The following is a 23,193-nucleotide window of genomic DNA, read 5'->3' as shown; positions in this document are numbered from 1 at the left end:
CGTGATCCTGATCATCGCCCTCTGACCATCCCGAAAGGCGCGCGGCCCGTCCGCGCGCCTTTCGCCCCTGCCCCGGCGGCGCTATGACACGCGCGCAGCAACGCCGGAGCGCCCATGACCCGTCCCCGCCTCAGAGAGCTTGGCATCGCCATCGGCCGCCATCCCTGCGGACCGCTGAACGCGATCACCGATGTGGCGGGCGTATCGGTCGGCCATTCCACGGTGCGTGACGGCGACCGCATCCGCACCGGGGCGACGGCGATCCTGCCGCATGGCGGCAACCTCTTTCAGGACAAGGTTCCGGCGGGGCTGGCCGTTCTTAACGGCTTCGGCAAGCTGGCCGGCGCGACGCAACTGCGCGAATTGGGGGAGATCGAGACCCCGATCCTGTTGACCAACACCCTCGCCACCGGCCGCGCGGTAGAGGCCTCCTTGGCATGGACGCTGCGCCAGCCAGGAAATGAGCGTGTCACCTCCGTCAATCCCATCGTGGGGGAGACGAACGATTCCCGCCTGAACGACATCCGCGCCGGTCGTCCCACGACCGACGAGATCGCCGCCGCGCTGTCGGCCGCCCGCCCCGGCTCCGTGGCCGAAGGTGCGGTCGGGGCCGGTACGGGAACGGTGGCGTTCGGGCTGAAGGGCGGGATCGGCACTGCCTCGCGCCGCGCGGGGGCATGGACGCTGGGCGTGCTGGTTCAAAGCAATTTCGGCGGCTTGCTGCGGATCGACGGGCGCCCGGTATCCTCGGACCCGGCACATGATCGCGACGGCTCCATCATGATCGTGCTGGCGACGGATGCGCCCCTTGGGGATCGGAACCTGCGGCGGCTGGCCGAACGTGCCTTCGGCGGCCTTGCCCGCACCGGGGCCGCGCTGTCGAACGGATCGGGGGATTACGCCATCGCCTTTTCGACCTCGCCCAGCGCCCGCCGCACCCCGGACCGCCGCGCCGGCCCCGCAATGATCGAAGAGTTGGGCAACGACGCCATGTCCCCCCTCTTCGAATGCGCGATCGAGGCGGCGGAGGAGGCGATCCTCAACTCCCTCTGCGCGGCCGAGGATACGGATGGCTGGAACACCGCCGAGGCGCGCCCCGCCCATATCCCGGCGCTGGCGATCCCGCTGCGCTGGCTCTGACGGCTATTCGGCGTCGCAGAGCGCGCCCGCCGCCTGCAACGCCGCCAGATGCGACAGGCCCTGCGGCAGGTTGCCCAGCCATTCGCCGGTCTCGGGATCGATCATCTCGGGATAGATGCCCGGCCCGCGGCCCAAAAGCTCCTCCAGCACATCGAACCGGCGGCGGGCCTCGTCGGCCTCCCCCAGCAGGGCACGGGCAAGGATCATCCAGAAGGAGCAGGCGATGAAGCAGCCCTCTTCCTTGTCCATCCCGCCATAGCGGTAATGGAACGGCCCCGCCCCCAGATGCCGGTCCACGGCATCGAGCGTGCGGCGCAGCCGGTCATGGCTGGGAAACCCGAAGCGCACCGCCAGCGTGATCGACGCATCCAGCGCCGTGCTGCCGGGATACATGACATAGGCGCCAAGCTCTTCGGACCAGCAATTCTCCTCGATCCAGTGGCGGATGCGGCCCGCCTCCCGCTCCCACCGGTCGCGGCAGGTGGTGGGAAGCTGGCCCGCATCGGCCAGTTCCACCGCCCGGGTCAGCGCCTGCCAGCAACTGATCTTGGAGGTGGTGTAATGGCGCAGTTCCGGCAGTTCCCAGATGCCGCTGTCCTTGCTGCGCCAGCGGTTGGCGCATTCGTCCGCAAGATCCGACAGCCGCGCGGCATTGCCGGGATCGAGGATGTTGCCCGCCTGCAAAAAGGCCGAAACCGTCTGGAAAATATCGCCATAGGTGCTGTGCTGGAACTGATCCCCCGCACGGTTGCCCACGCGCACCGGGCTGGAATGGCGATAGCCGGGCACCTCGATGAACCGCTCCTCGCCGATGGCCTTGCCGTTGAGCGAGAAGCACACCGCCGTTCCATGCACCTCCATCATCTTCAACAACCATGTCAGTGCGGCCTTGGCCTCGGCCTCGGCGCCGATGCGCATGAAGGCGTTGATGGTGTATCCCGCGTCGCGGATCCACGCGGCGCGGTAGTCGTAGTTCTTGTCGCCGCCGATCCGTTCGGGCAGCGAGGTCGTCCCCGCCGCCGCGATCGCCCCGGTGGGCGAGAACAGCAGGATCTTCAGCGCCAGCGCATTGCGCAACATGAAGGCGGCATAGCCGTCCCCATCGCGGAAATGTGACGACCACTGCCGCCATTCCTCGTCCGACGTGTCGATCCGCGCGTCGATATCGGCAAGGTCCGGCACGACCAGCGGCTCCCCCTCGCCCGCGACGATGGCGAGGATCTCGCGCTCCCCCTCGGACAGGGACAGCGCGGCGGCGACGCCGTCATCGCTGGCCGTTTCGATGCTGACGCGGGGGCCGGTCAGCAAGAGGCCCAGCACGTCGCCCGCATGAAAGACCGCCTTGCCGCCGATCCGCGACATGAAGGGCGAGACCGTGCCCGCCCGCCGCCCCAGCCGCAGCACCACGCGAAAGCGCATATACCCGCGCGTGCATTCCACCCGCCGGGCCAGTTCGGCCCAAGGCAGCCGCCCCGCCGTGCTGCTGTTGAGCGATTCCGTCAGCACCGCCTCGCCATCCTCGGTGGTGAACCACGTCTCCAACACGTTGCTGTTGCGGCGATAGGCGCGCCGGGTCTGGAACGCGCCGACGGGCTGGATCGCGAAATATCCGCCCTCGGCCGGGTCCAGCAGCCGGTCGAACAGCGGGGGCGAATCCATCTGCGGCACGCACCACCAATCGACCGAACCGTCCTCGCCGCTCAGCGCGACGGAGCGGCCCTCCCCCAATGCGCCATACCCGTCGAGTGGCAGAAAGCCGTCCTCGCGGCGGCGGGGGTCATGGGTCCGGGCCGTGTCGCAGATCCCGTGGCGTAGATCGTCCAGCATCGTGTTTCCTTCCGGGGGGCCGGGGCAAACACGTCCCCGTGCCTTGGGGTTCCCGGGGGAACATCCCCGTCCGGGGCGGTGTTGACGGGGCGACACCGAAACAAGGAGCAGATCATGAAGCTGGGACTGGAAGGTAAGCTTGCGCTGGTAACGGGCGGTTCGGGCGGCATCGGCGCCGCGACCGCACGCCTCTTGCTGGAGGAAGGCGCCCGCGTCGCCCTAACCGACCTGAAGGAGGACGGCGTGACCGCCGCCGCCAAGGACCTGAAGGCGCTGGGGGAGATCCAGACCTTCGCCGCCGACCTGACCGACAGCGCCGACACCGCCCGCCTCTACAAGGACGTGACCGCCGCCATGGGCGAGCCGGACATCCTCGTCAGCGCCGCCGGCATCACCGGCGCGCAGGGCGATTTCCTCGAGATCGACGATGACGGCTGGCACCACACGATGGAGACGAACCTGATGTCGGCCGTCCGCATCAGCCGCGCCGCCATCCCCGCCATGCGCCGCAAGGGCTGGGGCCGCGTCATCCTCGTCAGTTCCGAGGATGCCGAGCAGCCCTATGTCGAAGAGCTGCCCTATTGCGCCAGCAAGGCCGCGATCACGACGCTGGCCAAGGGTCTGTCGAAGGCCTATGGGCCGGACAACGTGCTGGTGAACACCGTCGCCCCGGCCTTCATCGCATCGCCGATGACGGATGCCATGATGCGCAACCGAGCCGAGGAACGCGGCGAAAGCTTCGAGGAGGCGATCGAGTCCTTCCTGAAGGAGAACCGCCCCGGCATGGCCCTGAACCGCCGCGGCGAGGCCGAAGAGGTCGCGGCCGTGATCGTGTTCCTTTGCTCGCAGCAGGCCAGCTTCGTGAACGGCGCCAATTACCGCGTCGATTCCGGCGCCGTGCTGACGGTCTAACGTTTGCGCGTGCCGCCGGGGGTCCGCGACAGGAACCCCGGCGGCCGCTTCGCGATCCAATCGGCAAAGCGGCGTAGGCGCGGATGGGCGCGCAGCGCCTCGAGGGTGTTGAACTCCCGCGCCAATTCCGCCTCGGTCAGGACGGCGTGGATTTCCTTGTGACATTGATGATGCAGCAGCACGGTCGGCCCCTTGGCCCCGCCCTTCAGCTTGGGAACGAGGTGGTGCAGGCTTTGCGGCACATCCGGCGGAATCGGCCGCAGACACAAGGGGCAGACGGGATCGGGCATGGCACCGATGTGGGCACAGCCCAACCCCCGCGCAAGCCTCAGTCCTCGGCGGCGACGCGGGCCGTCACCGTCAATCCGTTCGCCAGCCCGATGCGCGCCGGCTGCGAGGTCAGCGCGATCTCCACCGGGATGCGCTGCGCCAGCCGGATCCATTGGAACGACGGCTCCGGCGCCTGCAAGAGCGAGCTGGACGTGTCCTGCGCATAAGAAATCCCCGAGGCGATGCCCGTCACCGTGCCTGTCAGTTCCTCGCCATTCGCCATCAGGCGGATGCGGGCCGCATCGCCCACCGCGATCCGGTCGATCTGCGTTTCCATGAAGAAGGCATCGACGCGGAAGCTGCCGGTGTCGATCAGCGTCATCGCGGCGGTGCCGGTGCTGGCGTAATCGCCGATATGGATCCCGAGGTTCGTCACCTGCCCCGCCACCGGCGCACGGACCTCGCAGCGCGAAAGATCGAGCTGCGCCTTGCTAAGCTGCGCCTCGGCGGCCTTCACATCGGCATCGGCGGCATCGGCCTGAAGCTCCGCCTCCTCCAGATTGACGGCGGCGACGGCCAGCGCCTCGCGGTCTTGGATCTGCTTCAGCCGGTCGGCCTGCTGGCGGGCATTGGCGGCGGTCGCTTTGGCATTGGCAAGGTTCGCCTCGGCCTGCGCAAGGGCAAGGCGGTAGCTGGCATCGTCAATGCGGAACAGAAGATCGCCGGCCTGCACCGAGGCGTTGTTGGCCACCGGCACCTCCGTCACCGCGCCCGAGACCTGCGGCGCCACGCGCACGAGGTTCGCCCGCACATGCGCATCGCGCGTCCACGGGTCGCGGAACACCTGATCCCAGACATAGAGGCCGCAGAACACGGCGGCGATGGCGATCACGGCGGTCAGGACGAGGCGGATGAAGATCATTCTACAGTTCCGGAACGAGGGCGACGGCAAGCGCCAGAAGAAGGAAATAGAGCGCAAGCCGCGCCAGCGGCGGATGCCAGAACCATTGCCATGCCGCCATCCGCAGCATCAGCGCGTCCACGAGGAACCACAGCGCCGACGCCACGACGGCGCAGAACAGCAGCCCCGGCACATAGAGCCCGAGAATGGCGATCTCGCTTTTCATGGGCCCTCCTTGGGGTTTGGGGACAGGATATGGCGCGATATGATGCTGCGCAGCAGTTCGGCAATCTCGGCATAGCGGCGGGTCGCGTCGTCCGGGACGGGGCCGAGCGCGGCCGCAAGGCTGGCAAAGGGCGCGTCCGGCACCCCGCGCCCCCGCACCGCCGCCCATGCCGCCGCGCGCAGCGCCGGGCCGTGGCGGGCGATGCCTGCGGGCATCGAGGCCTCTTGCCGCCGCAGATCGTGGCAGCAGAGGCTCGCCACCAGCGCGCCCCGCGCGCGGCGGATCAGGGCGGCATCCTGCGGCAGATCGGTGGACAGGCCCGGCCCATAATCGGTGAACATGTCGATCATCTCGTCCAGACCATCGTCATGGCTGTCGCTGCGGGCGGTTGCGGCGCGAGTCATCAGGCGCGTCGTGCCGCGCCGCAGATGGCTGCGCAGCCAGCCCCGATCCTCGGGGAAGAGGATGGTCAGCGCCGCGATGAAACAGGGCGGCAACAAGAACAGCCCCGCCGCCGCGTTGAACAGCGTCAGCGGATCGAAGTTGGGCGTGTTCGAAAATTGCAGCCCGACCGAGATCATGATCATGCTGCCGATCGCCAGCGGCAGAAGCTGCAACTCTCCGGCCAGAAAGAAGATGACGAAGACGGCGGCCCCCAGCAGCAGCGCAAGCGCCACGAACCCCTCGACGTGATTGAGCGCCATCATCAGCGCAAGGCCGATCACGAGGCCCGCCGTCAGCCCCAGCGTCAGCGCCTGCCCCGCCTTCACCCGCACCGCGCGCGGCACGATCGTCGGCAGCAGCAGCGTCAGGGCAGGCACGATGGTCACGATCGACGACCCCGCCGACCAGCCCGTGCCCAGCCATGCGATCGACATCAGGATCAGCATGATCGCCGGGCGCGCCCCGTTCTGCAGCGCCGCCACATGGTCGCGGTAGCGGCGGATGGAGGGGCGGCGCGCCGGCCGCGCCGGGATCTGCGGCGCGGTGCCTTCGGGATCGGCCAGAAGCGCCTCGGCCCATGCCAATTCGCGCAGGCGCAGCGCCACCAGCGCAAGGCAGCGGGCCACCACATCGCCGGGGGCGGCAAGGCGGCCCTTCGGGATCGGCTGCGGGCCTTCGGGCAAGACGGTCAGCCGGTCCGCGCGCTGGCCCAGAGCCACCCGCTCGGCGGCGGTCTGCGCGGCGGCCAGCGCCTCCACCAGCGTCAAGAGCTCGGCCCGTACGGGGCTGGCGGCGGCGCCGGGCGCATCCTCTTGGGCAAAGCGCAGTGCGGTCACGGCCACGGTCAAGCGGTCCATCGCATGGGCGACATCCGCCATCCCCGGCCGCCGCCACCCCTTGCGCGAGCGCTCATAGACGAGCGAGCGCAGATCCGTATGCGCTGCGCCGATGGCCACCATCACCTCCCGCTCGGGGGCGGAGGGCGGGGCGTGATCGGCCTTCAGCACATCCCCGGTGAAGCCCAGCAGCACCCCCCGCGCCGCCTGCAACGACCGGCCCGCATTGTCCGTCACGCTGCGGGGAAAGACGACCAGCATCACCACGAAGCCGCAGAAGATCGGGATCATCGTCTCGGTCAGGCGGGCCAGCGTCAGGGGCCATGCCAGCGTCGGATCGGTGGCGGCGCTGATCGTGATGACCAGCGCGGTGAACCCGCCGGTGGCATAGCCATAGGCGTCGATCCCGCTTTGCATCCGGGTCAGATAGCCGACGAGCAGCAGAAAGAGCGCAAGCCCACCGATCGCCTGCACCGGCGATTGCGCGAAGGACAGCGCCAGCGCGCAGCCCGCAAGCCCGCCCGCGAAGGTGCCCGCCAGCCGCGCCGTGCTGCGCCAGACCATCGTTCCCGCCTCGGGGCGGACGATCAGCGGCACCGTCATCAGCGCCCAATAGGTGTGATCGAGGTTGAACATGAAGGCGACGAACAGCGTCAGAACCACCGTCAGCGCCACCTTCAGCGCATAGATCGCCCGCCGCATCAGAGGCGAGGACAGGTGCCATGCCTCCCGTGGGGCGCTACCCTGCATCAGCGCCGCCATCAGATCGGACCGGGCAGACGTTCCTCGGTCAGAAGAACGTTCGCCTCCACCTGCCCGATGCCGGGAAGCGTCATGATGCGGCGGCGCAGCACCCGTTCGAAATCGCCGATGTCGCGCGCGACGACCCGCAGGCGGTAGTCGAACATGCCAAGGACATGCTGCACGATCTGCACCTCGGGGATGGCCATGGCCGCACGCTCGAAATCCTCGAGGCTGACGCGGCCCTTGGTGGCCAGCTTAATTCCGAGGAACACCGTCACCCCGAACCCCAGCGCCGCCCGATCCACCACGATGCGCCGCCCGGCAAGGATGCCCGCCTGTTCCAGCCGTCGCACCCGCCGCCATGCCGCAGGCTGCGACAGGCCGAGCCGCCGCCCCAGCGCCCCCGCCGATTGCGTCGCATCCTGCGCCAGCGCCCGCAGCAGCGCGCGGTCCGTATCGTCCAATGCGATCATACCGGCAGCGCCTCCGCGTTCTTGAGGGTGGAGACGAGCATCAGCGCCTCGATGTCGGAAATATGCGGCAGCGTCAGGATGCGGTCCCGGTAGATGTCCTGCCAATGGGCCATGTCGCGGGCGATCACGTTCAGCCGCAGATCGACGCGGCCCAGAAACGTCTCGATCGCCAGAACCTCGGGCACGCTGCGGGCGGCGGCGATGAAATCGTCGAAGGCGCGCGGCGCGGTCTTGTCGAGCGTGAAGCGCAGCGACACCTCCACCCCGTACCCAAGGGCGCGCCAATCGATCACCGCTTCTTGCGCGCGGATGATCCCCTGCTCGGCCAGACGTTCCAAGCGGCGCCAGACCGTGGCCGCCGACACGCCCGTCTGTTCGGCCAGATCGCCCGTGGACAGCGTGGGATCGCCCAGAAGATGCCGCAGCAGCCGGCGGTCTGTATCGTCGAGCATGATGTTTTCATTCAATGGCGCATTCGAACATCATTAAATCGAAATCAGCGCGATTCAAGGAAAGATCGCAATGCACGGCGCGTCGATCATCGGTATTCTACCCCAGACACGATACTGACGGAGAACATCATGCGCGTCTATTACGATCGCGATTGCGACATCAACCTGATCAAGGACAAGAAGGTCGCGATCCTCGGCTACGGCAGCCAAGGTCACGCCCATGCGCTGAACCTGCGCGATTCGGGTGCGAAGAACCTCGTCGTGGCGCTGCGCGACGGCTCCCCCTCGGCCAAGAAGGCCGAAGCGGAAGGCCTGAAGGTCATGGGCATCGCCGAGGCCGCCGCATGGTGCGACCTGATCATGTTCACCATGCCCGACGAGCTGCAGGCCGAGACGTACAAGAAATACGTCCATGATAACCTGAAGGAAGGCGCCGCCATCGCCTTCGCCCATGGCCTGAACGTGCATTTCGGCCTGATCGAGCCGAAGCCGGGCGTCGATGTGCTGATGATGGCCCCCAAAGGCCCCGGTCACACCGTGCGCGGCGAATACACCAAAGGCGGCGGCGTGCCGTGCCTCGTGGCCGTGCATAACGACGCCTCGGGCCGCGCGATGGAAATCGGTCTGTCCTACTGCTCCGCCATCGGCGGCGGTCGTTCGGGCATCATCGAGACGAACTTCCGTCAAGAATGCGAAACCGACCTCTTCGGCGAGCAGGCCGTGCTGTGCGGCGGCCTCGTGGAACTGATCCGCATGGGCTTCGAGACGCTGGTCGAGGCCGGTTACGAACCCGAGATGGCCTATTTCGAGTGCCTGCACGAGGTGAAGCTGATCGTGGACCTGATCTACGAAGGCGGCATCGCGAACATGAACTACTCGATCTCAAACACGGCCGAATACGGCGAATACGTGTCGGGCCCGCGCATCCTGCCCTACGAGGAAACCAAGAAGCGCATGAAGGAGGTCCTCACGGACATCCAGACCGGCAAGTTCGTCCGCGATTTCATGCAGGAAAACGCCGTGGGTCAGCCGTTCTTCAAGGCCACGCGCCGCCTGAACGACGAACACCAGATCGAACAGGTCGGCGAGAAGCTGCGCGGCATGATGCCTTGGATCTCCAAGGGCAAGATGGTCGACCGCGAGCGGAACTGATGACGAAAGGGCGCCCCACCGGGCGCCCTTTTCACTTGCGTCCCGCCCCGGCCTTCGCCCGCGCCGGCCGCGGCCCGAAGACGAAGGCCGCCGCCGCCAGAAGGCTCAGTCCGGCACCGAGGACGAGAAGAGTTTCAACCTGCATCGGTCCGCTTCCTTTCGCATCATCGCAAAGGAAACACGCCCTTGCGGCAAAGGTTCCCTAGACCGCCGCTTGGCTGACCGCCTCCACGATGCCGTCCACGACCTGCGACAGCACATCGGTATCCTCGGCCTCGGCCATGACGCGGATCAGCGGCTCCGTTCCCGACTTGCGGATCAGAAGGCGGCCATGCCCGTTCAGGCGCGCCTCGGCCGCCGCGATCGCCGCCTGCACCGACGGCGCGGCCAACGGTTCCTGCCCGGCGGCATAGCGAACGTTCTTCAGCATCTGGGGCACCGTTTCGAAACTGTGGGTCAGTTCCGACGCCGCCCGCCCCGACCGGGCCATTTCCGCAAGGAATTGCAACCCGGCCACGAGGCCATCGCCCGTGGTGGTGTGATCGGTCATCACGATATGGCCCGACTGCTCGCCGCCGAGGTTGAAGCCGCCCTCGCGCATCCGCTCCACGACATAGCGATCGCCCACCGGGGTGCGTTCCAGACGCAGGCCCCGCCCCTGCAGGAACCGCTCCAGCCCAAGGTTCGACATGACGGTGGCAACCAGCGCCCCGCCCTTCAGGCGCCCCTCTTCGGCCCAACGGGCGGCCAGCAGCGCCATGATCTGATCGCCATCCGCCACGCGGCCCTGCTGATCGAGGATCATCACCCGGTCCGCATCCCCGTCCAGCGTGATGCCGACATCGGCGCCATGCGCCACGACCGCCTCGGCCGCCGCTTCGGGATGGGTGGAGCCGCAACGCAAGTTGATGTTCTTGCCGTTCGGGCTGGTGCCTACGGGGATCACCTCGGCGCCTAGCTCCCACAGCACCTCCGGCGCGGCGCGATAGGCTGCACCGTTGGCGCAGTCGATCACCACCTTCAGCCCATCGAGCCGCACCCCCTGCGGGAAGGTCGTCTTGGCGTATTCCTGATAGCGCCCGCGCCCATCCTCGATCCGCTTGGCGCGCCCGATCGCACCGGGATCGGCCAGCGGGATGTCGGTGCCCAGAAGCGCCTCGATCTCGGCTTCGGCGGCATCGGACAGCTTGAAGCCGTCGGGGCCGAAGAACTTGATGCCGTTATCCTGATGCGGGTTGTGGCTGGCGGAGATCATCACCCCCAGATCCGCCCGCATGGAGCGCGTGAGATACCCCACCGCCGGCGTCGGCACCGGGCCAAGCAGCAGCACGTTCATCCCCATCGCCGTCAGCCCGGCCGTCAGCGCGTTTTCCAGCATATAGCCGGACAGGCGCGTGTCCTTGCCGATCACCACGCGCGGCAAGGCCGATTTGCGTTGGAAATACTTGCCCGCCGCAAGGCCGAGGCGCAGCGCGACCTCGGCCGTCATGGGGGCGGTGTTGGCGGTGCCGCGCACCCCGTCGGTGCCGAACAGCTTGCGGTTCATATCGTCCCTTTCGTCGAGGCCATCCAGAGCGCCAGCGCCTGCCGCGTCGCCCCCACATCATGCACGCGCAGAATCTGCGCCCCCTGCGCCACGCCCGCCAGCCCTACGGCCACGCTGCCGGGCATCCGGTCCGCCGGCCGTTCGGCCGCGCCGATCCGCCCGATGAAGCCCTTGCGGGACACGCCGAGGAGGATCGGGCATCCCAGCCCGTGAAAGGCCGACAGCCCCCGGATCAGCGCGAGGTTATGCGCCTGCGTCTTGCCGAAACCGATCCCCGGATCGACCACGATGCGCGCGCGGGGAATGCCCGCCGCCTCGGCCGCGGCGATCCGCTCCTCCAGATGGGCGTACACATCCAGCAGCACATCGTCATAGCGCGGATCGTCCTGCATCGTCTCCGGCGCGCCTTGGGCATGCATCAGGCAGACCGAGGCGCCCATGCGCGCAACCGTTGCGGCCATGTCCGGATCGTACAGCATTGCCGAGACGTCGTTCACCATCTGCGCGCCCGAGGCGGCGGCCACTGGGGCCTTGCGCGTGTCGATGGACAGCGGGCAAAGGCCCTGCAACGCGGCCATCACCGGGCGGATGCGGGCGATCTCTTCCTCCACCGGGACGGTGGCGGCGCCGGGGCGCGTGCTCTCGCCGCCGATATCCAGAAGATCGGCATCGACCGCGATCGCGCGGGCCTGCGCGACGGGGTCATAGCTGCCCCCATCGGAAAAGCTGTCGGGCGTTGCGTTCACGATGCCCATGATGCGCGGCATGTCCCAGCCGAGGCCGTGCAGCGCCGGGCGCTGTGCGGTCAGCCGCGCGCGCATATCCTCGGGCAGTTCGGCGGCGGCGATCACCTCGCGGTGGCCGCGCTCGATCACCTCCACGAAGGCGAACCAGCACCAGCCGCCGGCAAGCGTCAGTGCGCCGCGCGGTCGGGCGGGATCGGTCTGGGCGATGGGGCGGAAACAGGTCATGGCCGCACTTCTACCCACGGTGCGGCCCGTGTCCAGTCAGCCGGGCACCACGGCGATGCGGCTTTCCGCCGAAAAGGTTTCAAGGGCCGTGATCTCGGTGCAGCGCAGCGTCCGGGCGAGCCACAGGGCCAGCCCTTCGGCCGAGGTGTCGGCGGGCGGGTCGGCCGCATCCAGCACCATCTTCGACGGGGCCCAGATCACCGCCAGCCCCTGACGCAGCGCCCAATCCATCTCGGTCCGGGTGGCGGAGACGGTGCGCCCCGGCCCCATCCGAAGCCATGCCGCCTGATCGAGCGCCAGCAGCGCAAGCCGGTGGCGCGCCGCAGGATCGGCGGCCTCGGGCGCGGGGGGGGCGGCGACGCAGTTCACCGCGCCCGCCACGGGCGTGCCGCCCGCGCCCAGCCACACCAGCCGCGGGGGCGTGGCGGCCTCGGCGGCGGCCTCCACCTCGCCGCGGCGGCGCGTGACGCGGATGCCCAGCACGAAGGGGCCGCGATCGGGCTTCTCGATCTCCAGATGCACGGCCTGCGCCTGCGGATGGGCCAGAAGGCGCGCCGCGATCCCGTCGGCCAGCGTCTCCAGCAGGGCCACGCGCGCGGTCGCGAGTTCGTCCGCGATCGCCTCGAGGATGCGGTCATAGGACAGGATCAGATCGACATCGTCGCCCGCCGCGACGCGCGTCACCTCCACCTCCACGGCAAAGCGCAGGCGTTGCGGACGGCCGCGCTCCACCTCGAAGGCGCCGATATCGGTTTCGACCACATGGTCGCGCAGGAAGATACGATCGTTCATGCGCGCGACCCTATGCCGGTTTCACTCGCGATAGAAGATGTGTCCGCCGATCGTCGCCGTCTTCGGCAGCCGCGAGGCCCAGCCCGGATTGACGGCGCGCGTGTGGAAATGCGTGGCGCCCAGCGTCAGCCCGCGCGGCGCACCCGCCAGCATCAACGAGGCGATCTGGCCCGCCTGTTCGTACGCGCCCTCTTCGGTCACGATCTCGGGCTTGCCATCGCAGATGAAGGAGAACTGACAGCCCGGCCCATCCTCGCCCTGCGTGACGACGGCGCAGACGGTGTCGGGATAATCCTTGGCATCAACGCGGTTCAAGATCACCTCGGCCACGGCGAACTGGCCCTTCAGCGTCTCGCCCCGCGCCTCGAAATAGACGGCCTCGGCAAGGCATTTCCAATCGGCGTCATGGGCCACGTCCGGCGTCTGGCTGGCAAGCCACGCCGCATCGTAGCGGATGATCGGCAGATGCGGTTCCAGCGGCAGACGGCCTTCGGGAAGCGAGACATCCGGCGCCACATAGTTCGAGGCGAAGTGCCCCGCCGCGACCGTCGGCGCGGTGGTGCCGCCCGTGTTCGCCCATGCCAGCCCCGCCCATGCGAGCCCCAGTCCCAGTACCAGTCCGAAAACCCGCATGTCGCCTCTTTGCGCTGCCCCATCCGCCACGCATCCCCCGGAAATATCTGCCGGTTTGCGCATGACGGCGCGCTATTAACAGTTTTTTCTGCAGAAGTCCACAGAAGGGGCGGATTCAGGCCGCGGGCGGCGCGGCGCGGCGCAGATCGCCGGTGCGCCAGTCCCGTTCTCCGGGCGGGGTTTCGCGCTCGGCCAGCCGCAGATGCGCCGCCGCAAGACGCGCCAGCGGCACCCGATAGGGCGAGCAGGAGACATAGTCGAACCCCGCCTTGCGGCAGAATGCGATGCTGTCGGGATCGCCCCCGTGTTCGCCGCAGAGCGCGAGCGTCAGGTCCGGCCGCGCGGCCCGCCCGCGCCCCGCGCCGATCAGCAAAAGCTCCCCCACGCCATCGGCATCGAGGACGTGGAACGGGTCTTCGGGAAAGACGCGGCTTTGCAGATAGGCGCCCATGAAACGCCCCGCATCATCGCGCGACAGCCCATAGGTCATCTGCGTCAGATCGTTCGTGCCGAAGGACAAGAAGGCCGCGTTGCCAGCCAGATCCCCGGCCCGCAGCGCCGCGCGCGGCGTTTCGACCATCGCGCCGAGGCGGTAATCGAAGCTGCCCCCGTGCCGCGCCCGCACCGCCGCCGCCACCGCATCGATGCGCGCGCGCACCAGCTCCAACTCTCTGCGGGCCGATACGAGGGGGACCATGATCTCCGGCACCACGGTGATGCCGCGGGCGGCGCAATCCAGCGTCGCCTCGAAGATGGCGCGGGCCTGCATTTCGTAGATCTCGGGCCATGCGATGCCAAGGCGCACGCCCCGCATCCCCAGCATCGGATTGAACTCGGCCAGCGCCTCGGCCCGGCGGGTGATCTCCGACAGGGGGCGGTCCAGCGCCTCCGCCAAGGAGCGCAGCCCCTCGCGGGTATGGGGCAGGAATTCGTGCAGCGGCGGGTCCAGCAGGCGGATGCAGACATGCCGCCCCTCCATGATCTCGAACAGGCGCAGGAAATCCTCGCGCTGCATGGGCAGAAGGCGGGCCAGCACGGCGGCGCGGTCCGTCGGACTGTCGGCGAAGATCATCTCGCGCATGACGGTCAGGCGGTCCTCCTCGAAGAACATGTGCTCGGTCCGGCAGAGGCCGATCCCCTCGGCGTCGAATTCGCGGGCGAGTTCGGCATCGGCGGGGGTGTCGGCATTGGCCCGCACCCCGATGTCGCGCGCCGCATCCGCCCAGCCGAGCAGCCGCCGCACATTGCCGTCCAGCGACGGCGCCACCATCGCCATCGCCCCGGCCAGCGCCTCGCCCGAAGAGCCGTCCACCGTCAGGATGTCCCCCTCGACGAAGACGCGGCCATCGGGCGCGGTCAACTGGCGTTCGCGCACATCGAGGCGCATATCCCCCGCCCCCACGACGCAGGGCACGCCAAGGCCGCGCGCGATCACCGCCGCATGGCTGGTCACGCCGCCGCGTTCGGTCAGCACGGCCGCGGCCGAATGCATGCCGCGGATATCCTCGGGCGTGGTTTCGCGCCGGACGAGGATGCACGGCTCCCCCCGCGCGGCGAAGGTCTGCGCCGCGAGCGAGGTGAAGGCGATCCGCCCCGACGCCGCCCCCGGCGAGGCGGCGATCCCCTGCACCACCCGGTCGCGCGGCGCGCCGGGATCGACCTGCGGGTGCAGCACTTCGGACAAGGAGCGCGGCTGAATGCGCAGCAGCGCCTCCTCGTGCGGGATCACGCCGTCATCGGCCAGCGTGACCGCGATCTGCACCGCCGCCCGCGAAGTGCGCACGACGCGCACCGCATCCAGCACCGACAGATGCCCGTCGGCCACCGTGAACTCGATCTGCATCTCCTCGCGCAGGCGTTCGCGGCACCGCGCGCCATGGCGGACCAGCGCTTCCAATATCTCCGGCGCGCTGTCCTGCAACGACGGGGCGTCGGACCGGCGCGTCAGCGCGATCGGCGCCTCGGGCTGAGGGGCGGCGCCCTGCACGCGAAAGGCGCCGCGGATGCCCGGCTGTCCCGTCTGCCCGTCCACGAATTGAATGGTGCCGGACCCCGACAGCCCCGGCCCCGTGCCCTGCGCCATCTCCTGCACCAAAAGGCCGAGGCCCGCCCCCTCCGGTGCGCCCTTGGCCTGCCGCAGCAGCCGCGCGCTCGTCCCCTCCCATGCCCGCGCCATGGAGCGCATGACCTCGGTCAGCTGGCGGGCGGGATCGTCGGGAAATCCTTCGTCGGTCTGATCGCGATAGGCACGCAGCGCATCCTCGAGGCTCGATCCGTCGAACATGTCGGGATCGAGGCGCGCGACATGGATCGCATAGGCCCGCACGAAGCGCAGATAGAGCCGGTCCGCCGTTTCCGCGCCATGGGTGACGATCAGTTCGGCATGGCGGGCGGCGTTCATGCCGATGTTGAGCACCGTGCTCGGCCCGCCCCAATCGGGGTTCTGCGGGCTGGGCCGGACGGACAGAAGCGCGCTCGCGCCGAATTGCGCAAGGATCGGCGCGCAATCCACCGCCTGCCCCTGCGCGATGGCGCGCACCGTGGTGATGGGCAGCGCCACCGTGGGCGGCACCGGCACATCAAGGCGGATCAGCCGCTGAAGGCACTTCGCGCGCCATCCATGCGCCAAGGCGCTGATCGACTGGGTGGGCGTGATCCGGACATGGTCCTGCGGCGAGGGGGTCATCTGCATGACGCAACCATAGCCGCTGCACGCGCCCCCGCCAATGGGCCGGGCGCGGGGGGCCTCAGTCCAGAAGCGGGCGGATCCGTTCCCACATATCGGGCACGCCTGCGCCCGCGATCACCGGGGTATAATCGTCCGTGATGAACTTGCTGCGCTGATAGAAATCGGGGGAGATCATGTTGTCGTCGAAAATCTCGATGATCTTCAGCCCGGGCTTCGAATACAGGATGTTCGACAGCCCGGCCCCATGGGGGGCGATGACGCAGGTCGCATCCGCGAAGATGCGGATCTGCTCGGCGACGGTCAGATCTTGGGCGTGAACGATGTCGAAGCCGCGTTCCTGCAGTTTCTCTTGCAGGGGCACTTCGTAGATCGCGGACCGCTTCGATTTCTGCCGCGAGATATAGAGCTTTCTCGGCGGCCCATTGCCCGTCCCGATCGGAACGCAGGCCGCGCGGAAAAAGGCGTATATCTCGGAGTTCCAATAGAAGGACGGCGAGTCCGGCAGATAGGCGGTGCCAATGCGGGCATCGACCACATCCTCGCGCAGAACGAGGCGGCTTTCGTCGATCTTCAGCGCCGCGCACATCATCGGCAGCAGATTGAATTGATCGGCATCGTAGACGATCGGAACGGTGGGACCGATCCGGTCCGCGAAACGCAGGCCGTAGATCATCTCCGACACGACGTGATAATAATTGGCCGAGGAATGCGGGAACGGCAGGATGAACGCTTCGGGAATGCTCCTTTGCGGTTTCATCACCAGAACCGACGGAGAGATCTTCGCAACGCGCGATGCGCGCGAATCGTACACATGGCCGTCGTTGTTCACGACGGTGGCGTCATCGCCCCCAAGGGCGGACACCCGGCAATCGCGCGCAACGAACATGCCATCGCGCTGCATCGTGGCGGCGGGCTTGTCGAAGCCGGCCTTCTTGAACTTCTCCGCATCGCCCGGCGGAATCCGGTCGTCCGGAAACCCGATCGTCAGCGGCGATGTGCGGAACTTCGTCGAATACGATCCCTCGTCCAGATCCGGGGTGAACGCGTCCGGAACTTCGCCGACCATACCGATGGCCGAATGATCACATGAGATGACTTCGTAATCGTCGGAATTGCGCGATGCGAGGTATTTGCGCACCCGCTCCTTCTGGCCCTTGAAAGACTTCACAATGCTTTCGGCAAACAGGATCCGATAATGCTTCGCGCCCAGATGCCCCCGATCGACCGTATCCCTTATCAGGCTCTCGGCAGCGTCAACCTGCTTTTCCTGAACGAATTTCTTGATGCTTTGGGTGAACGCGAAGGGATCGAAGTCCATATATAATCAACTTTAACCTGTGACACTTTTCTCAGCGATGGTGCTTTCACCGAGGCACTACGAAATACATGTAGTACCAGCGCCCCATCTGCAACATCCCGCAACGAAAACCTCGCGTTGTACGAGGTTTCCGTGCCGGATCAGAAACGTGTCATTCCGCGATCTTGGTCAGGTCGGCCACTTGCGCGCAGGCGGCGCGGATGCGGTGCAGCAGGTTCAAGCGGTTGCGCCGGATGATCGCGTTCTCGGCATTGACCTGAACCGCCTCGAAGAACGCATCGATCGGGGCGCGCAGACCGGCCAGTGCGGCCATGGCGGCGGCGAAATCCTCGGCGGCGATGGCCGGGGCCAAGACGCCATCCGCCGTGTCGAGCGCGGTGAACAGCGCCCGCTCGGCATCGCTTTCGGCGAATTTCGGATCGGCCCCGAAGGAGTATTCCACCCCATCCTTCGCCTCGGCCTGCGTCAGGATGTTGTTGGCGCGGCGGAAGCCCTGCAAGAGGTTCGTCCCCTCCTCGGAGGCGATGAAACCGCCCAGCGCCTCGGCCCGCGCCACCAAGAGCGCCAGATCGTCCGTGCCCGGCATCGCGAGGCAGGCGTCGATCACGTCATGCCGGATCCCGGCATCGCGCAGATGGACCTTCAGCCGGTCGTGGAAGAAGCCCAAGAGATCGTCGGCCTGCGCCGCCTCCAGCCGGGCGCGCAACAGATCGCCCAGCGGCAGGCGCAGCCCGTTGCCGAGGATCAGCCGGATCACGCCCAGCGCCGCGCGGCGCAGCGCGAAGGGGTCCTTCGATCCCGTCGGACGTTCGTCGATGGACCAGAACCCAGTCAGCGTATCCAGCTTGTCGGCCAGCGCCACGGCGACCGTCACCGGGGCGGTCGGCACCGTATCCCCCGGCCCGAGGGGCGAATAATGCCACTGGCACGCCTCGGCCACGGCATCGGACAGACCGGCCGCCTTGGCGTAATACCGGCCCATCAGGCCCTGAAGCTCGGGGAATTCGCCGACCATGTCCGATTGCAGATCGGCCTTCACCACGCGGGCGGCAGCGGCGGCCTCGGCGGCATCGGCCCCGACCTGCGGCGCCAGCGTTTCGGCCAAGGCGGCGATCCGCTCCACCCGCGCGGCCTGACTGCCGAGGCGGTTGTGGAAGGTCACGGAGGCAAGGCCCGCGCCCATGCCTTCGAGGCCCGCCGCCGTCACGCGGCGCAGGTCGTTCTCCCAGAAGAAGCGCGCATCGGACAGGCGGGCCGACAGAACCTTCTGATTGCCCTTCAGGATCGTTGCCCCGTCATCGGCGGTGGTGCGGTTCGCCACCGTCACGAAACGCTCGATCCGCCCGGACGGCGCGCGCACCGAGAAGAACTTCTGATGCTCCTTCATGGAGGTCTGGAGCACTTCGGGCGGCAGGCCGAGGAACGCCTCGTCGATCCGGCCCATCAGCACGACCGGCCATTCCACGAGGCCCGCGACTTCGGCCAGAAGGCCCTTATCCTCCACGACCTCCATCCCTTGGGCGAAGGCGGCGGTGGTCGCGTCGTTCCAGATGATCGCCTCCCGCTCGGCGCTGTCGAGGATCACATGCGCGCGTTGCAGCTTGGCGCGGTAATCGTCGAACGAGCTGACGGCGAAGCGGCCCGGCGCCATGAAGCGGTGGCCTTCGGTCGTGTTGCCGGCGGTCAGATGATCGACGGCGACGGGAACGATGTCGCTGCCCGCCTCGGTCGTCAGAAGGCACAGGATGGAATGCAGCGGGCGCACCCAGCGCAGCTGCCCATCGCCCCAGCGCATGGATTTGGGCCACGGGAAGGTGCGGATCGTCCGCTCCACCACCTCGGCCACGATCTCGGCCGCAGGGCGGCCCGGCTTCGTGACGCGGGCGAAGAAGACCTGCCCCTTCTTGTCGTCCCGCACCTCTACGACGACACCGTCCAGATGCACATGCGCGCCCGAGGGCTGGCCCGCCAGCGCCATCACCGGCGCCGCATCCGCGATGCCGAGGCCGCGCAGGAACCCGGCCAGCGCCTTTTCGGGGGCGTCGGCCTTCGGGCCCTTGCGCTCTTCGCGCGTGGTGGGGCTTTCGGCGGTCAGCCCCTCCACCGTCAAGACCAGACGCCGCGGCGTGGAGAAGACCCCGGCCGAGGCATAGGTCAGCCCCGCCTCCACCAGTCCGTCGGTGATCAGCGCCTTCAGATCCTCGCGGGCGCGGGCCTGCATGCGGGCGGGAATTTCCTCGGAGAAGAGTTCGAGCAGAAGATCGGGCATGTCAGGTTTCCGTCAGTGGGAGGAGCCGGCGTCGGTCGCCACGAAGGCATCGGCACAGCGCTTGGCCAGCGCGCGCACCCGCCCGATATAGGCCTGCCGCTCGGTCACGGAGATCACGCCCCGCGCGTCCATCAGGTTGAAGAGATGGCTCGCCTTGATGCATTGATCGTAGGCGGGCTGGGACATGATGATCCGCCGCCCCGCCGCATCCTCGTCGGGGGCGGAGAGGATGCGTTCGCATTCGGCCTCCGCATCCTCGAAATGGCGCAGCAGCATGTCGGTATCGGCCACGTCGAAGTTCCAGCGGCTGTATTCCTGTTCGGCCTGACGGAACACATCGCCATAGGTCAGCGGCGTCGGGCTGTCCGGGTCGTTGAACGGCATGTCCATGACGTGATCGACGCCCAGCACATACATCGCCAAACGCTCCAGCCCATAGGTCAGCTCGCCCGAGACGGGGCGGCAATCATGCCCGCCGACCTGCTGGAAATAGGTGAACTGCGACACTTCCATCCCGTCGCACCACACTTCCCAGCCCAGACCCCACGCGCCCAGCGTCGGGGATTCCCAGTCATCCTCCACGAAGCGGATGTCGTGCAGCGCCATGTCGATCCCGATCGCCTCGAGCGAGCCGAGATAGAGCGCCTGAAGATCGGGCGGCGAAGGTTTCAGGATCACCTGATACTGGTAGTAATGTTGAAGCCGGTTCGGGTTTTCGCCATAGCGCCCATCGGTCGGGCGGCGCGAGGGTTGCACATAGGCCGCCGCCCAAGGACGCGAGCCGAGCGAGCGCAACGTCGTCGCCGGGTGGAAGGTGCCGGCCCCCACCTCCATGTCGTAGGGCTGCAGAACCGCGCACCCCCTCGATCCCCAATAGCCCATCAGGCGCAGGATGATCTCCTGGAAACTGCGGGGGGGCGTGGTGACGGTCATGGCGGCCTCTCTCATCGGTCCGCCACTGCATAGGCGCGCCGGGCGGGTGCGTCAACGCATCCAGAACCGCGGCATGAACAGCACGAAGACGGTCAGAAGCTCCAACCGGCCCAGCAGCATCCCGAGGATCATCACCCATTTCGCCGAGATGGGGAACGCCCCCAGCGCCCCCGACGGCGCCACGAACGATCCGAAGACCGGCCCGACATTGGCGATCGAGGTCCATGCCGCCGTGATGGAGGCGCGCACGTCCAGCCCCGTCAGCGACAGGAGCACCGCGATCACCCCGAAGCTGAGCAGGAACATCGCAAAGAACAGGATCACCGAATCCAGCACGTCGGGCTTTACCAACTGCCCGTCATAGCGCACGGTCAGCACGGCGTTCGGCGAATAGATGCGGCGGATCTGCACGCGGATCGCCTCGAACAGGATGATGTAGCGGAACACCTTCACCGAGCAGCCGGTGGAGGCGGTGCACCCGCCGATCAGCCCCACCCCGATCAGGATGGCAAAGGGAAAGGCGTCCCATGCCGACAGATCCGTGCTGGTGAACCCGGTGCCGCTGAAGGCGGAGACGACGTTGAACGTCGTCTCGCGCAGCGTCACGCTGAAATCGCCGCCATGGCGCACCGTCTGATAGAGGGTGATCGCCGCGATGGCATAGGCGTTCCAGCGCAGATAGGCCCGGGCCTGCGGGTCGCGCCAGATGGGCGTGTATTGCCCGTGCAGGATCTGCACATAGCGGATGAAGGGCAGCGTCGCCGCCAGCATGAACACCACCGCCGCATATTCCAGCGGCCCCGCGAACACCCCGAACGAGGCGTCGTAGGACGAGAACCCCCCGGTGGAGACGGTGGAGAGCGCATGCATCAGCGCGTCGAACCCGCTCATCCCCAGCATGTTGTAGACGAGACCGCAGGCCACCGTCATCCAGATGTAGATCTGGATCAGCGCCGAGGAGATGTCGAGCGCGCGGGGCATCACCTTGCCCAGCGTGTCGAAGCCTTCGGTCTTGAAGAACTGCATCCCGCCGACCTTCATCACCGGCAGGAACAGCATGGCGACGATCACGATCCCCAGCCCGCCGAGCCAGTGCAGGATGCCCCGCCAAAGGTTGATCCCCACCGGCAGATCGTCGAGGCCCGTGAACATCGTGGCGCCGGTGGTGGTCACGCCCGAGACTGCCTCGAAATAGCTGTCGGTGAAGGTGGCGTGCGTTTCGCCGATCATGAAGGGCAGCGCCCCGAACATCGGCAGCGCGACCCAGACCCCGACCGTCAGCAGGAACACCTGATGCAGGTTCAGCCCCTGCCCCCGGCCATTGGCGCATCCGATCGCCACCAGCCCGCCCGTCACCATCGTCAGCAGCGACACCTGCACGAAGATCGTCCAGTCGTCGCCCGCGAACCAGTCGAAGATGGCCGGAAACAGCATCATGGCCCCGAGGGCCACAACCAGAAGGCCGATCACATATCCGACGGGGCGCAAGTCGATCATATCGACCCGAGGCTTCACCCGGCGCGCGCCCGCTGTCAAGCCGCCCCGTTCCGCATCGTCATCCGACGTGGAACAGCGTCGAGAAGAGCTTCGGATCGAGGCTGGCCTGCGCGAAGGTCGGCCCCTCGGTCAGGACCGAGACGGCATCGTGGGAATGCAGCGATTCCTGATGGCTGGCCACGACGCGGAAATCGCCGACGCGCGGATCGCGTTGCAGCGCGGCGCAGAAGGACCGGGCGGCATCCTCGACGAAGATCGGGTTCGCGGCGTTCAGCTCGGCAAAGGCCTGTTCATCCTCGCGCTTGACCATGACCTGCGTTTCCGTCGGAACGGCCGAGCGGGCGATCCCGATCAGATCCTCGAACCACAGACGCTCTCCCGTCATCTCTGCCGATAGGCGGGCGACCGAACGCTGCGAATGGGGCGTGGCGAGTTGACCGCGCGTGCGGCGGGCATGTTCCGACAGTTCCAGCGAACAGGGGCAGGTCGAGGAATAGACATAGTCGAGATGCAGCATCTTCTTGCGCTGCCCCGCCACGTCCACCAGTTCCAGCGCGATGTCGTAATACTGCCACCCCTCCAGCCCCGAGCGCAGGCTGCGCACCCGCGCCGGGAAGGAGAAGCGCATCTGGATGCGCGCATCGAAGCTGCCGAGGTCGCGCTTGTAATCGTCCAGCGCGTGTTCGACCACCTCGATGGAGAAATCGCGTTCGGCATGGACATAGAAGGACCGCATGATGCGGCTCATGTTGATGCCCTTCTTCTCCGCCTCAAGGCTGACGGTGCCGGTGACCGATGTCTCCAGCACGATGTCGCCGCCGTCCTTCAGGCGGTAGCGGATCGGAAGGCGGAAGTTGGAGATGCCGACATGCTGGATGACCGCCTGCGCCCCGACGATCAGGCTGGACGGGCCGTTCTGAAGGTCCGGCAGCGTCTCGCGGTAGGCGGCATCGGCGGTGAAGCCTTCGGGATAGGCGCGGTTCAGCTCGGGATAGGCGCGCAGGATCGCCGGAAGCTGCAGCGCGGCAAGGTCGTCGCCTGTGGCGCTGGCGGTGTATTCGCGCAGCACGGCCAGCGCGGCCTCGGCCTCGGCGCGGGTCGGCGGCATCTCGGGACGCATGTTCATGGCTCTCCCCTTCATGGGTGTGGCGCGGACATCATAAGGCAT

Annotated in this window: 21 protein-coding genes; 4 read left to right on the top strand and 17 right to left on the bottom strand. The window is 67.6% G+C overall.

The window, feature by feature from the left end:
* The first annotated feature begins 114 nt into the window (after nucleotides 1-114).
* Nucleotides 115-1,140 carry a P1 family peptidase gene (locus GR316_RS00655; RefSeq protein WP_211784159.1) on the top strand — a complete coding sequence of 342 codons (1,026 nt, stop codon included), beginning with the start codon at nucleotides 115-117 and terminating at the stop codon, nucleotides 1,138-1,140.
* Between the two features lie 3 nt (nucleotides 1,141-1,143).
* Here GR316_RS00655 and GR316_RS00650 read toward each other — a convergent pair whose 3' ends face one another.
* Entirely contained in the window at nucleotides 1,144-2,967 is a 1,824-nt protein-coding gene (locus GR316_RS00650) for a glycoside hydrolase family 15 protein (RefSeq protein WP_249218781.1), read from the bottom strand.
* Nucleotides 2,968-3,081: 114 nt separating this feature from the next.
* Between GR316_RS00650 and GR316_RS00645 the strand changes: the two genes are divergently transcribed.
* Entirely contained in the window at nucleotides 3,082-3,879 is a 798-nt protein-coding gene (locus GR316_RS00645; RefSeq protein WP_211784158.1) for an SDR family NAD(P)-dependent oxidoreductase, read from the top strand.
* Here the strand turns inward: GR316_RS00645 and GR316_RS00640 are convergent.
* The 6 genes from GR316_RS00640 to GR316_RS00615 are packed head-to-tail and all read right to left on the bottom strand — an operon-like array spanning nucleotide 3,876 to nucleotide 8,225.
* Complete coding sequence (locus tag GR316_RS00640; protein ID WP_211784157.1) at nucleotides 3,876-4,169, bottom strand: HNH endonuclease family protein; 294 nt, start codon at nucleotides 4,167-4,169, stop codon at nucleotides 3,876-3,878. The two genes, GR316_RS00645 and GR316_RS00640, sit on opposite strands and share 4 nt — an antisense overlap.
* 38 nt (nucleotides 4,170-4,207) lie before the next feature.
* Nucleotides 4,208-5,071, bottom strand: coding sequence for an efflux RND transporter periplasmic adaptor subunit (locus GR316_RS00635; protein WP_211784156.1), 864 nt, complete (start codon nucleotides 5,069-5,071; stop codon nucleotides 4,208-4,210).
* A gap of 1 nt (nucleotide 5,072) precedes the next feature.
* Nucleotides 5,073-5,276: a DUF1656 domain-containing protein gene (locus GR316_RS00630; protein ID WP_211784155.1), complete on the bottom strand. Its 204-nt coding sequence runs from the start codon at nucleotides 5,274-5,276 to the stop codon at nucleotides 5,073-5,075.
* The gene (locus GR316_RS00625; RefSeq protein ID WP_211784154.1) at nucleotides 5,273-7,306 is read right to left on the bottom strand and encodes an FUSC family protein; all 2,034 of its coding nucleotides are present in this window, start codon (nucleotides 7,304-7,306) and stop codon (nucleotides 5,273-5,275) included. The genes GR316_RS00630 and GR316_RS00625 overlap by 4 nt, the downstream gene beginning before the upstream one ends.
* A gap of 11 nt (nucleotides 7,307-7,317) precedes the next feature.
* Nucleotides 7,318-7,773: an Lrp/AsnC family transcriptional regulator gene (locus GR316_RS00620; RefSeq protein ID WP_211784153.1), complete on the bottom strand. Its 456-nt coding sequence runs from the start codon at nucleotides 7,771-7,773 to the stop codon at nucleotides 7,318-7,320.
* Nucleotides 7,770-8,225: an Lrp/AsnC family transcriptional regulator gene (locus tag GR316_RS00615; RefSeq protein WP_211784152.1), complete on the bottom strand. Its 456-nt coding sequence runs from the start codon at nucleotides 8,223-8,225 to the stop codon at nucleotides 7,770-7,772. The genes GR316_RS00620 and GR316_RS00615 overlap by 4 nt, the downstream gene beginning before the upstream one ends.
* A 129-nt stretch (nucleotides 8,226-8,354) precedes the next feature.
* Here GR316_RS00615 and ilvC point away from each other — a divergent pair, with 129 nt between their 5' ends.
* Nucleotides 8,355-9,377, top strand: coding sequence for a ketol-acid reductoisomerase (gene ilvC, locus GR316_RS00610; protein WP_211784151.1), 1,023 nt, complete (start codon nucleotides 8,355-8,357; stop codon nucleotides 9,375-9,377).
* A gap of 202 nt (nucleotides 9,378-9,579) precedes the next feature.
* On the opposite strand, the gene glmM is transcribed toward ilvC, so the two are convergent.
* From glmM to GR316_RS00580, 6 genes are all read right to left on the bottom strand, one after another.
* Nucleotides 9,580-10,923, bottom strand: coding sequence for a phosphoglucosamine mutase (gene glmM, locus GR316_RS00605; RefSeq protein ID WP_211784150.1), 1,344 nt, complete (start codon nucleotides 10,921-10,923; stop codon nucleotides 9,580-9,582).
* Nucleotides 10,920-11,894: a dihydropteroate synthase gene (gene folP / locus GR316_RS00600; protein WP_211784149.1), complete on the bottom strand. Its 975-nt coding sequence runs from the start codon at nucleotides 11,892-11,894 to the stop codon at nucleotides 10,920-10,922. Before folP ends, glmM begins: the two co-directional genes overlap by 4 nt.
* A gap of 36 nt (nucleotides 11,895-11,930) precedes the next feature.
* On the bottom strand, nucleotides 11,931-12,686 hold the full coding sequence (locus GR316_RS00595; RefSeq protein ID WP_211784148.1) for a dihydroneopterin aldolase: 756 nt from the start codon (nucleotides 12,684-12,686) through the stop codon (nucleotides 11,931-11,933).
* A gap of 21 nt (nucleotides 12,687-12,707) precedes the next feature.
* Nucleotides 12,708-13,319, bottom strand: coding sequence for a cell wall hydrolase (locus GR316_RS00590; RefSeq protein ID WP_249218780.1), 612 nt, complete (start codon nucleotides 13,317-13,319; stop codon nucleotides 12,708-12,710).
* A 115-nt stretch (nucleotides 13,320-13,434) separates the two neighbouring features.
* On the bottom strand, nucleotides 13,435-16,011 hold the full coding sequence (locus tag GR316_RS00585) for a putative PEP-binding protein (protein WP_211784146.1): 2,577 nt from the start codon (nucleotides 16,009-16,011) through the stop codon (nucleotides 13,435-13,437).
* A gap of 55 nt (nucleotides 16,012-16,066) precedes the next feature.
* A complete protein-coding gene (locus GR316_RS00580; RefSeq protein WP_211784145.1) occupies nucleotides 16,067-17,146 on the bottom strand; it encodes a glycosyltransferase family 61 protein in 1,080 nt (359 codons plus the stop codon).
* Nucleotides 17,147-17,203: 57 nt separating this feature from the next.
* Between GR316_RS00580 and GR316_RS13875 the strand changes: the two genes are divergently transcribed.
* Nucleotides 17,204-17,332 (top strand): hypothetical protein, encoded by a 129-nt coding sequence (locus GR316_RS13875; protein ID WP_256442672.1) that lies wholly within the window; start codon nucleotides 17,204-17,206, stop codon nucleotides 17,330-17,332.
* Between the two features lie 145 nt (nucleotides 17,333-17,477).
* On the opposite strand, the gene glyS is transcribed toward GR316_RS13875, so the two are convergent.
* From glyS to folE2, 4 genes are read right to left on the bottom strand one after another with little or no spacing between them, the layout of a single operon-like run.
* Nucleotides 17,478-19,595 carry a glycine--tRNA ligase subunit beta gene (glyS, locus tag GR316_RS00575; RefSeq protein WP_211784144.1) on the bottom strand — a complete coding sequence of 706 codons (2,118 nt, stop codon included), beginning with the start codon at nucleotides 19,593-19,595 and terminating at the stop codon, nucleotides 17,478-17,480.
* A gap of 12 nt (nucleotides 19,596-19,607) precedes the next feature.
* Nucleotides 19,608-20,528: a glycine--tRNA ligase subunit alpha gene (locus GR316_RS00570; protein ID WP_211784143.1), complete on the bottom strand. Its 921-nt coding sequence runs from the start codon at nucleotides 20,526-20,528 to the stop codon at nucleotides 19,608-19,610.
* Between the two features lie 51 nt (nucleotides 20,529-20,579).
* Nucleotides 20,580-22,025, bottom strand: a complete 1,446-nt coding sequence (locus GR316_RS00565) for a TrkH family potassium uptake protein (protein ID WP_211784142.1) — start codon at nucleotides 22,023-22,025, stop codon at nucleotides 20,580-20,582.
* Between the two features lie 58 nt (nucleotides 22,026-22,083).
* Nucleotides 22,084-23,151: a GTP cyclohydrolase FolE2 gene (gene folE2 / locus GR316_RS00560; protein ID WP_211784141.1), complete on the bottom strand. Its 1,068-nt coding sequence runs from the start codon at nucleotides 23,149-23,151 to the stop codon at nucleotides 22,084-22,086.
* Between the last annotated feature and the right edge of the window lie 42 nt (nucleotides 23,152-23,193).

It is taken from the genome of Falsirhodobacter algicola (assembly GCF_018279165.1).
Lineage (GTDB): Bacteria > Pseudomonadota > Alphaproteobacteria > Rhodobacterales > Rhodobacteraceae > Falsirhodobacter > Falsirhodobacter algicola.
Note: the sequence above shows the minus strand (reverse complement) of the source record. Positions and strands in the feature narration are given on the sequence as shown.

Coding starts and splice junctions, on each gene's coding strand:
- GR316_RS00635 (WP_211784156.1), bottom strand. CDS start 5,071: ATGATCTTCATCCGCCTCGTCCTGACCGCCGTGATCGCCATCGCCGCC.
- glyS (WP_211784144.1), bottom strand. CDS start 19,595: ATGCCCGATCTTCTGCTCGAACTCTTCTCCGAGGAAATTCCCGCCCGC.
- GR316_RS00630 (WP_211784155.1), bottom strand. CDS start 5,276: ATGAAAAGCGAGATCGCCATTCTCGGGCTCTATGTGCCGGGGCTGCTG.
- GR316_RS00565 (WP_211784142.1), bottom strand. CDS start 22,025: ATGATCGACTTGCGCCCCGTCGGATATGTGATCGGCCTTCTGGTTGTG.
- glmM (WP_211784150.1), bottom strand. CDS start 10,923: ATGAACCGCAAGCTGTTCGGCACCGACGGGGTGCGCGGCACCGCCAAC.
- GR316_RS00615 (WP_211784152.1), bottom strand. CDS start 8,225: ATGCTCGACGATACAGACCGCCGGCTGCTGCGGCATCTTCTGGGCGAT.
- GR316_RS00645 (WP_211784158.1), top strand. CDS start 3,082: ATGAAGCTGGGACTGGAAGGTAAGCTTGCGCTGGTAACGGGCGGTTCG.
- GR316_RS00650 (WP_249218781.1), bottom strand. CDS start 2,967: ATGCTGGACGATCTACGCCACGGGATCTGCGACACGGCCCGGACCCAT.
- GR316_RS00590 (WP_249218780.1), bottom strand. CDS start 13,319: ATGCGGGTTTTCGGACTGGTACTGGGACTGGGGCTCGCATGGGCGGGG.
- GR316_RS00570 (WP_211784143.1), bottom strand. CDS start 20,528: ATGACCGTCACCACGCCCCCCCGCAGTTTCCAGGAGATCATCCTGCGC.
- GR316_RS00595 (WP_211784148.1), bottom strand. CDS start 12,686: ATGAACGATCGTATCTTCCTGCGCGACCATGTGGTCGAAACCGATATC.
- GR316_RS13875 (WP_256442672.1), top strand. CDS start 17,204: ATGCTTCGCGCCCAGATGCCCCCGATCGACCGTATCCCTTATCAGGCT.
- GR316_RS00625 (WP_211784154.1), bottom strand. CDS start 7,306: ATGCAGGGTAGCGCCCCACGGGAGGCATGGCACCTGTCCTCGCCTCTG.
- GR316_RS00640 (WP_211784157.1), bottom strand. CDS start 4,169: ATGCCCGATCCCGTCTGCCCCTTGTGTCTGCGGCCGATTCCGCCGGAT.
- GR316_RS00655 (WP_211784159.1), top strand. CDS start 115: ATGACCCGTCCCCGCCTCAGAGAGCTTGGCATCGCCATCGGCCGCCAT.
- GR316_RS00620 (WP_211784153.1), bottom strand. CDS start 7,773: ATGATCGCATTGGACGATACGGACCGCGCGCTGCTGCGGGCGCTGGCG.
- folP (WP_211784149.1), bottom strand. CDS start 11,894: ATGACCTGTTTCCGCCCCATCGCCCAGACCGATCCCGCCCGACCGCGC.
- ilvC (WP_211784151.1), top strand. CDS start 8,355: ATGCGCGTCTATTACGATCGCGATTGCGACATCAACCTGATCAAGGAC.
- folE2 (WP_211784141.1), bottom strand. CDS start 23,151: ATGAACATGCGTCCCGAGATGCCGCCGACCCGCGCCGAGGCCGAGGCC.
- GR316_RS00585 (WP_211784146.1), bottom strand. CDS start 16,011: ATGCAGATGACCCCCTCGCCGCAGGACCATGTCCGGATCACGCCCACC.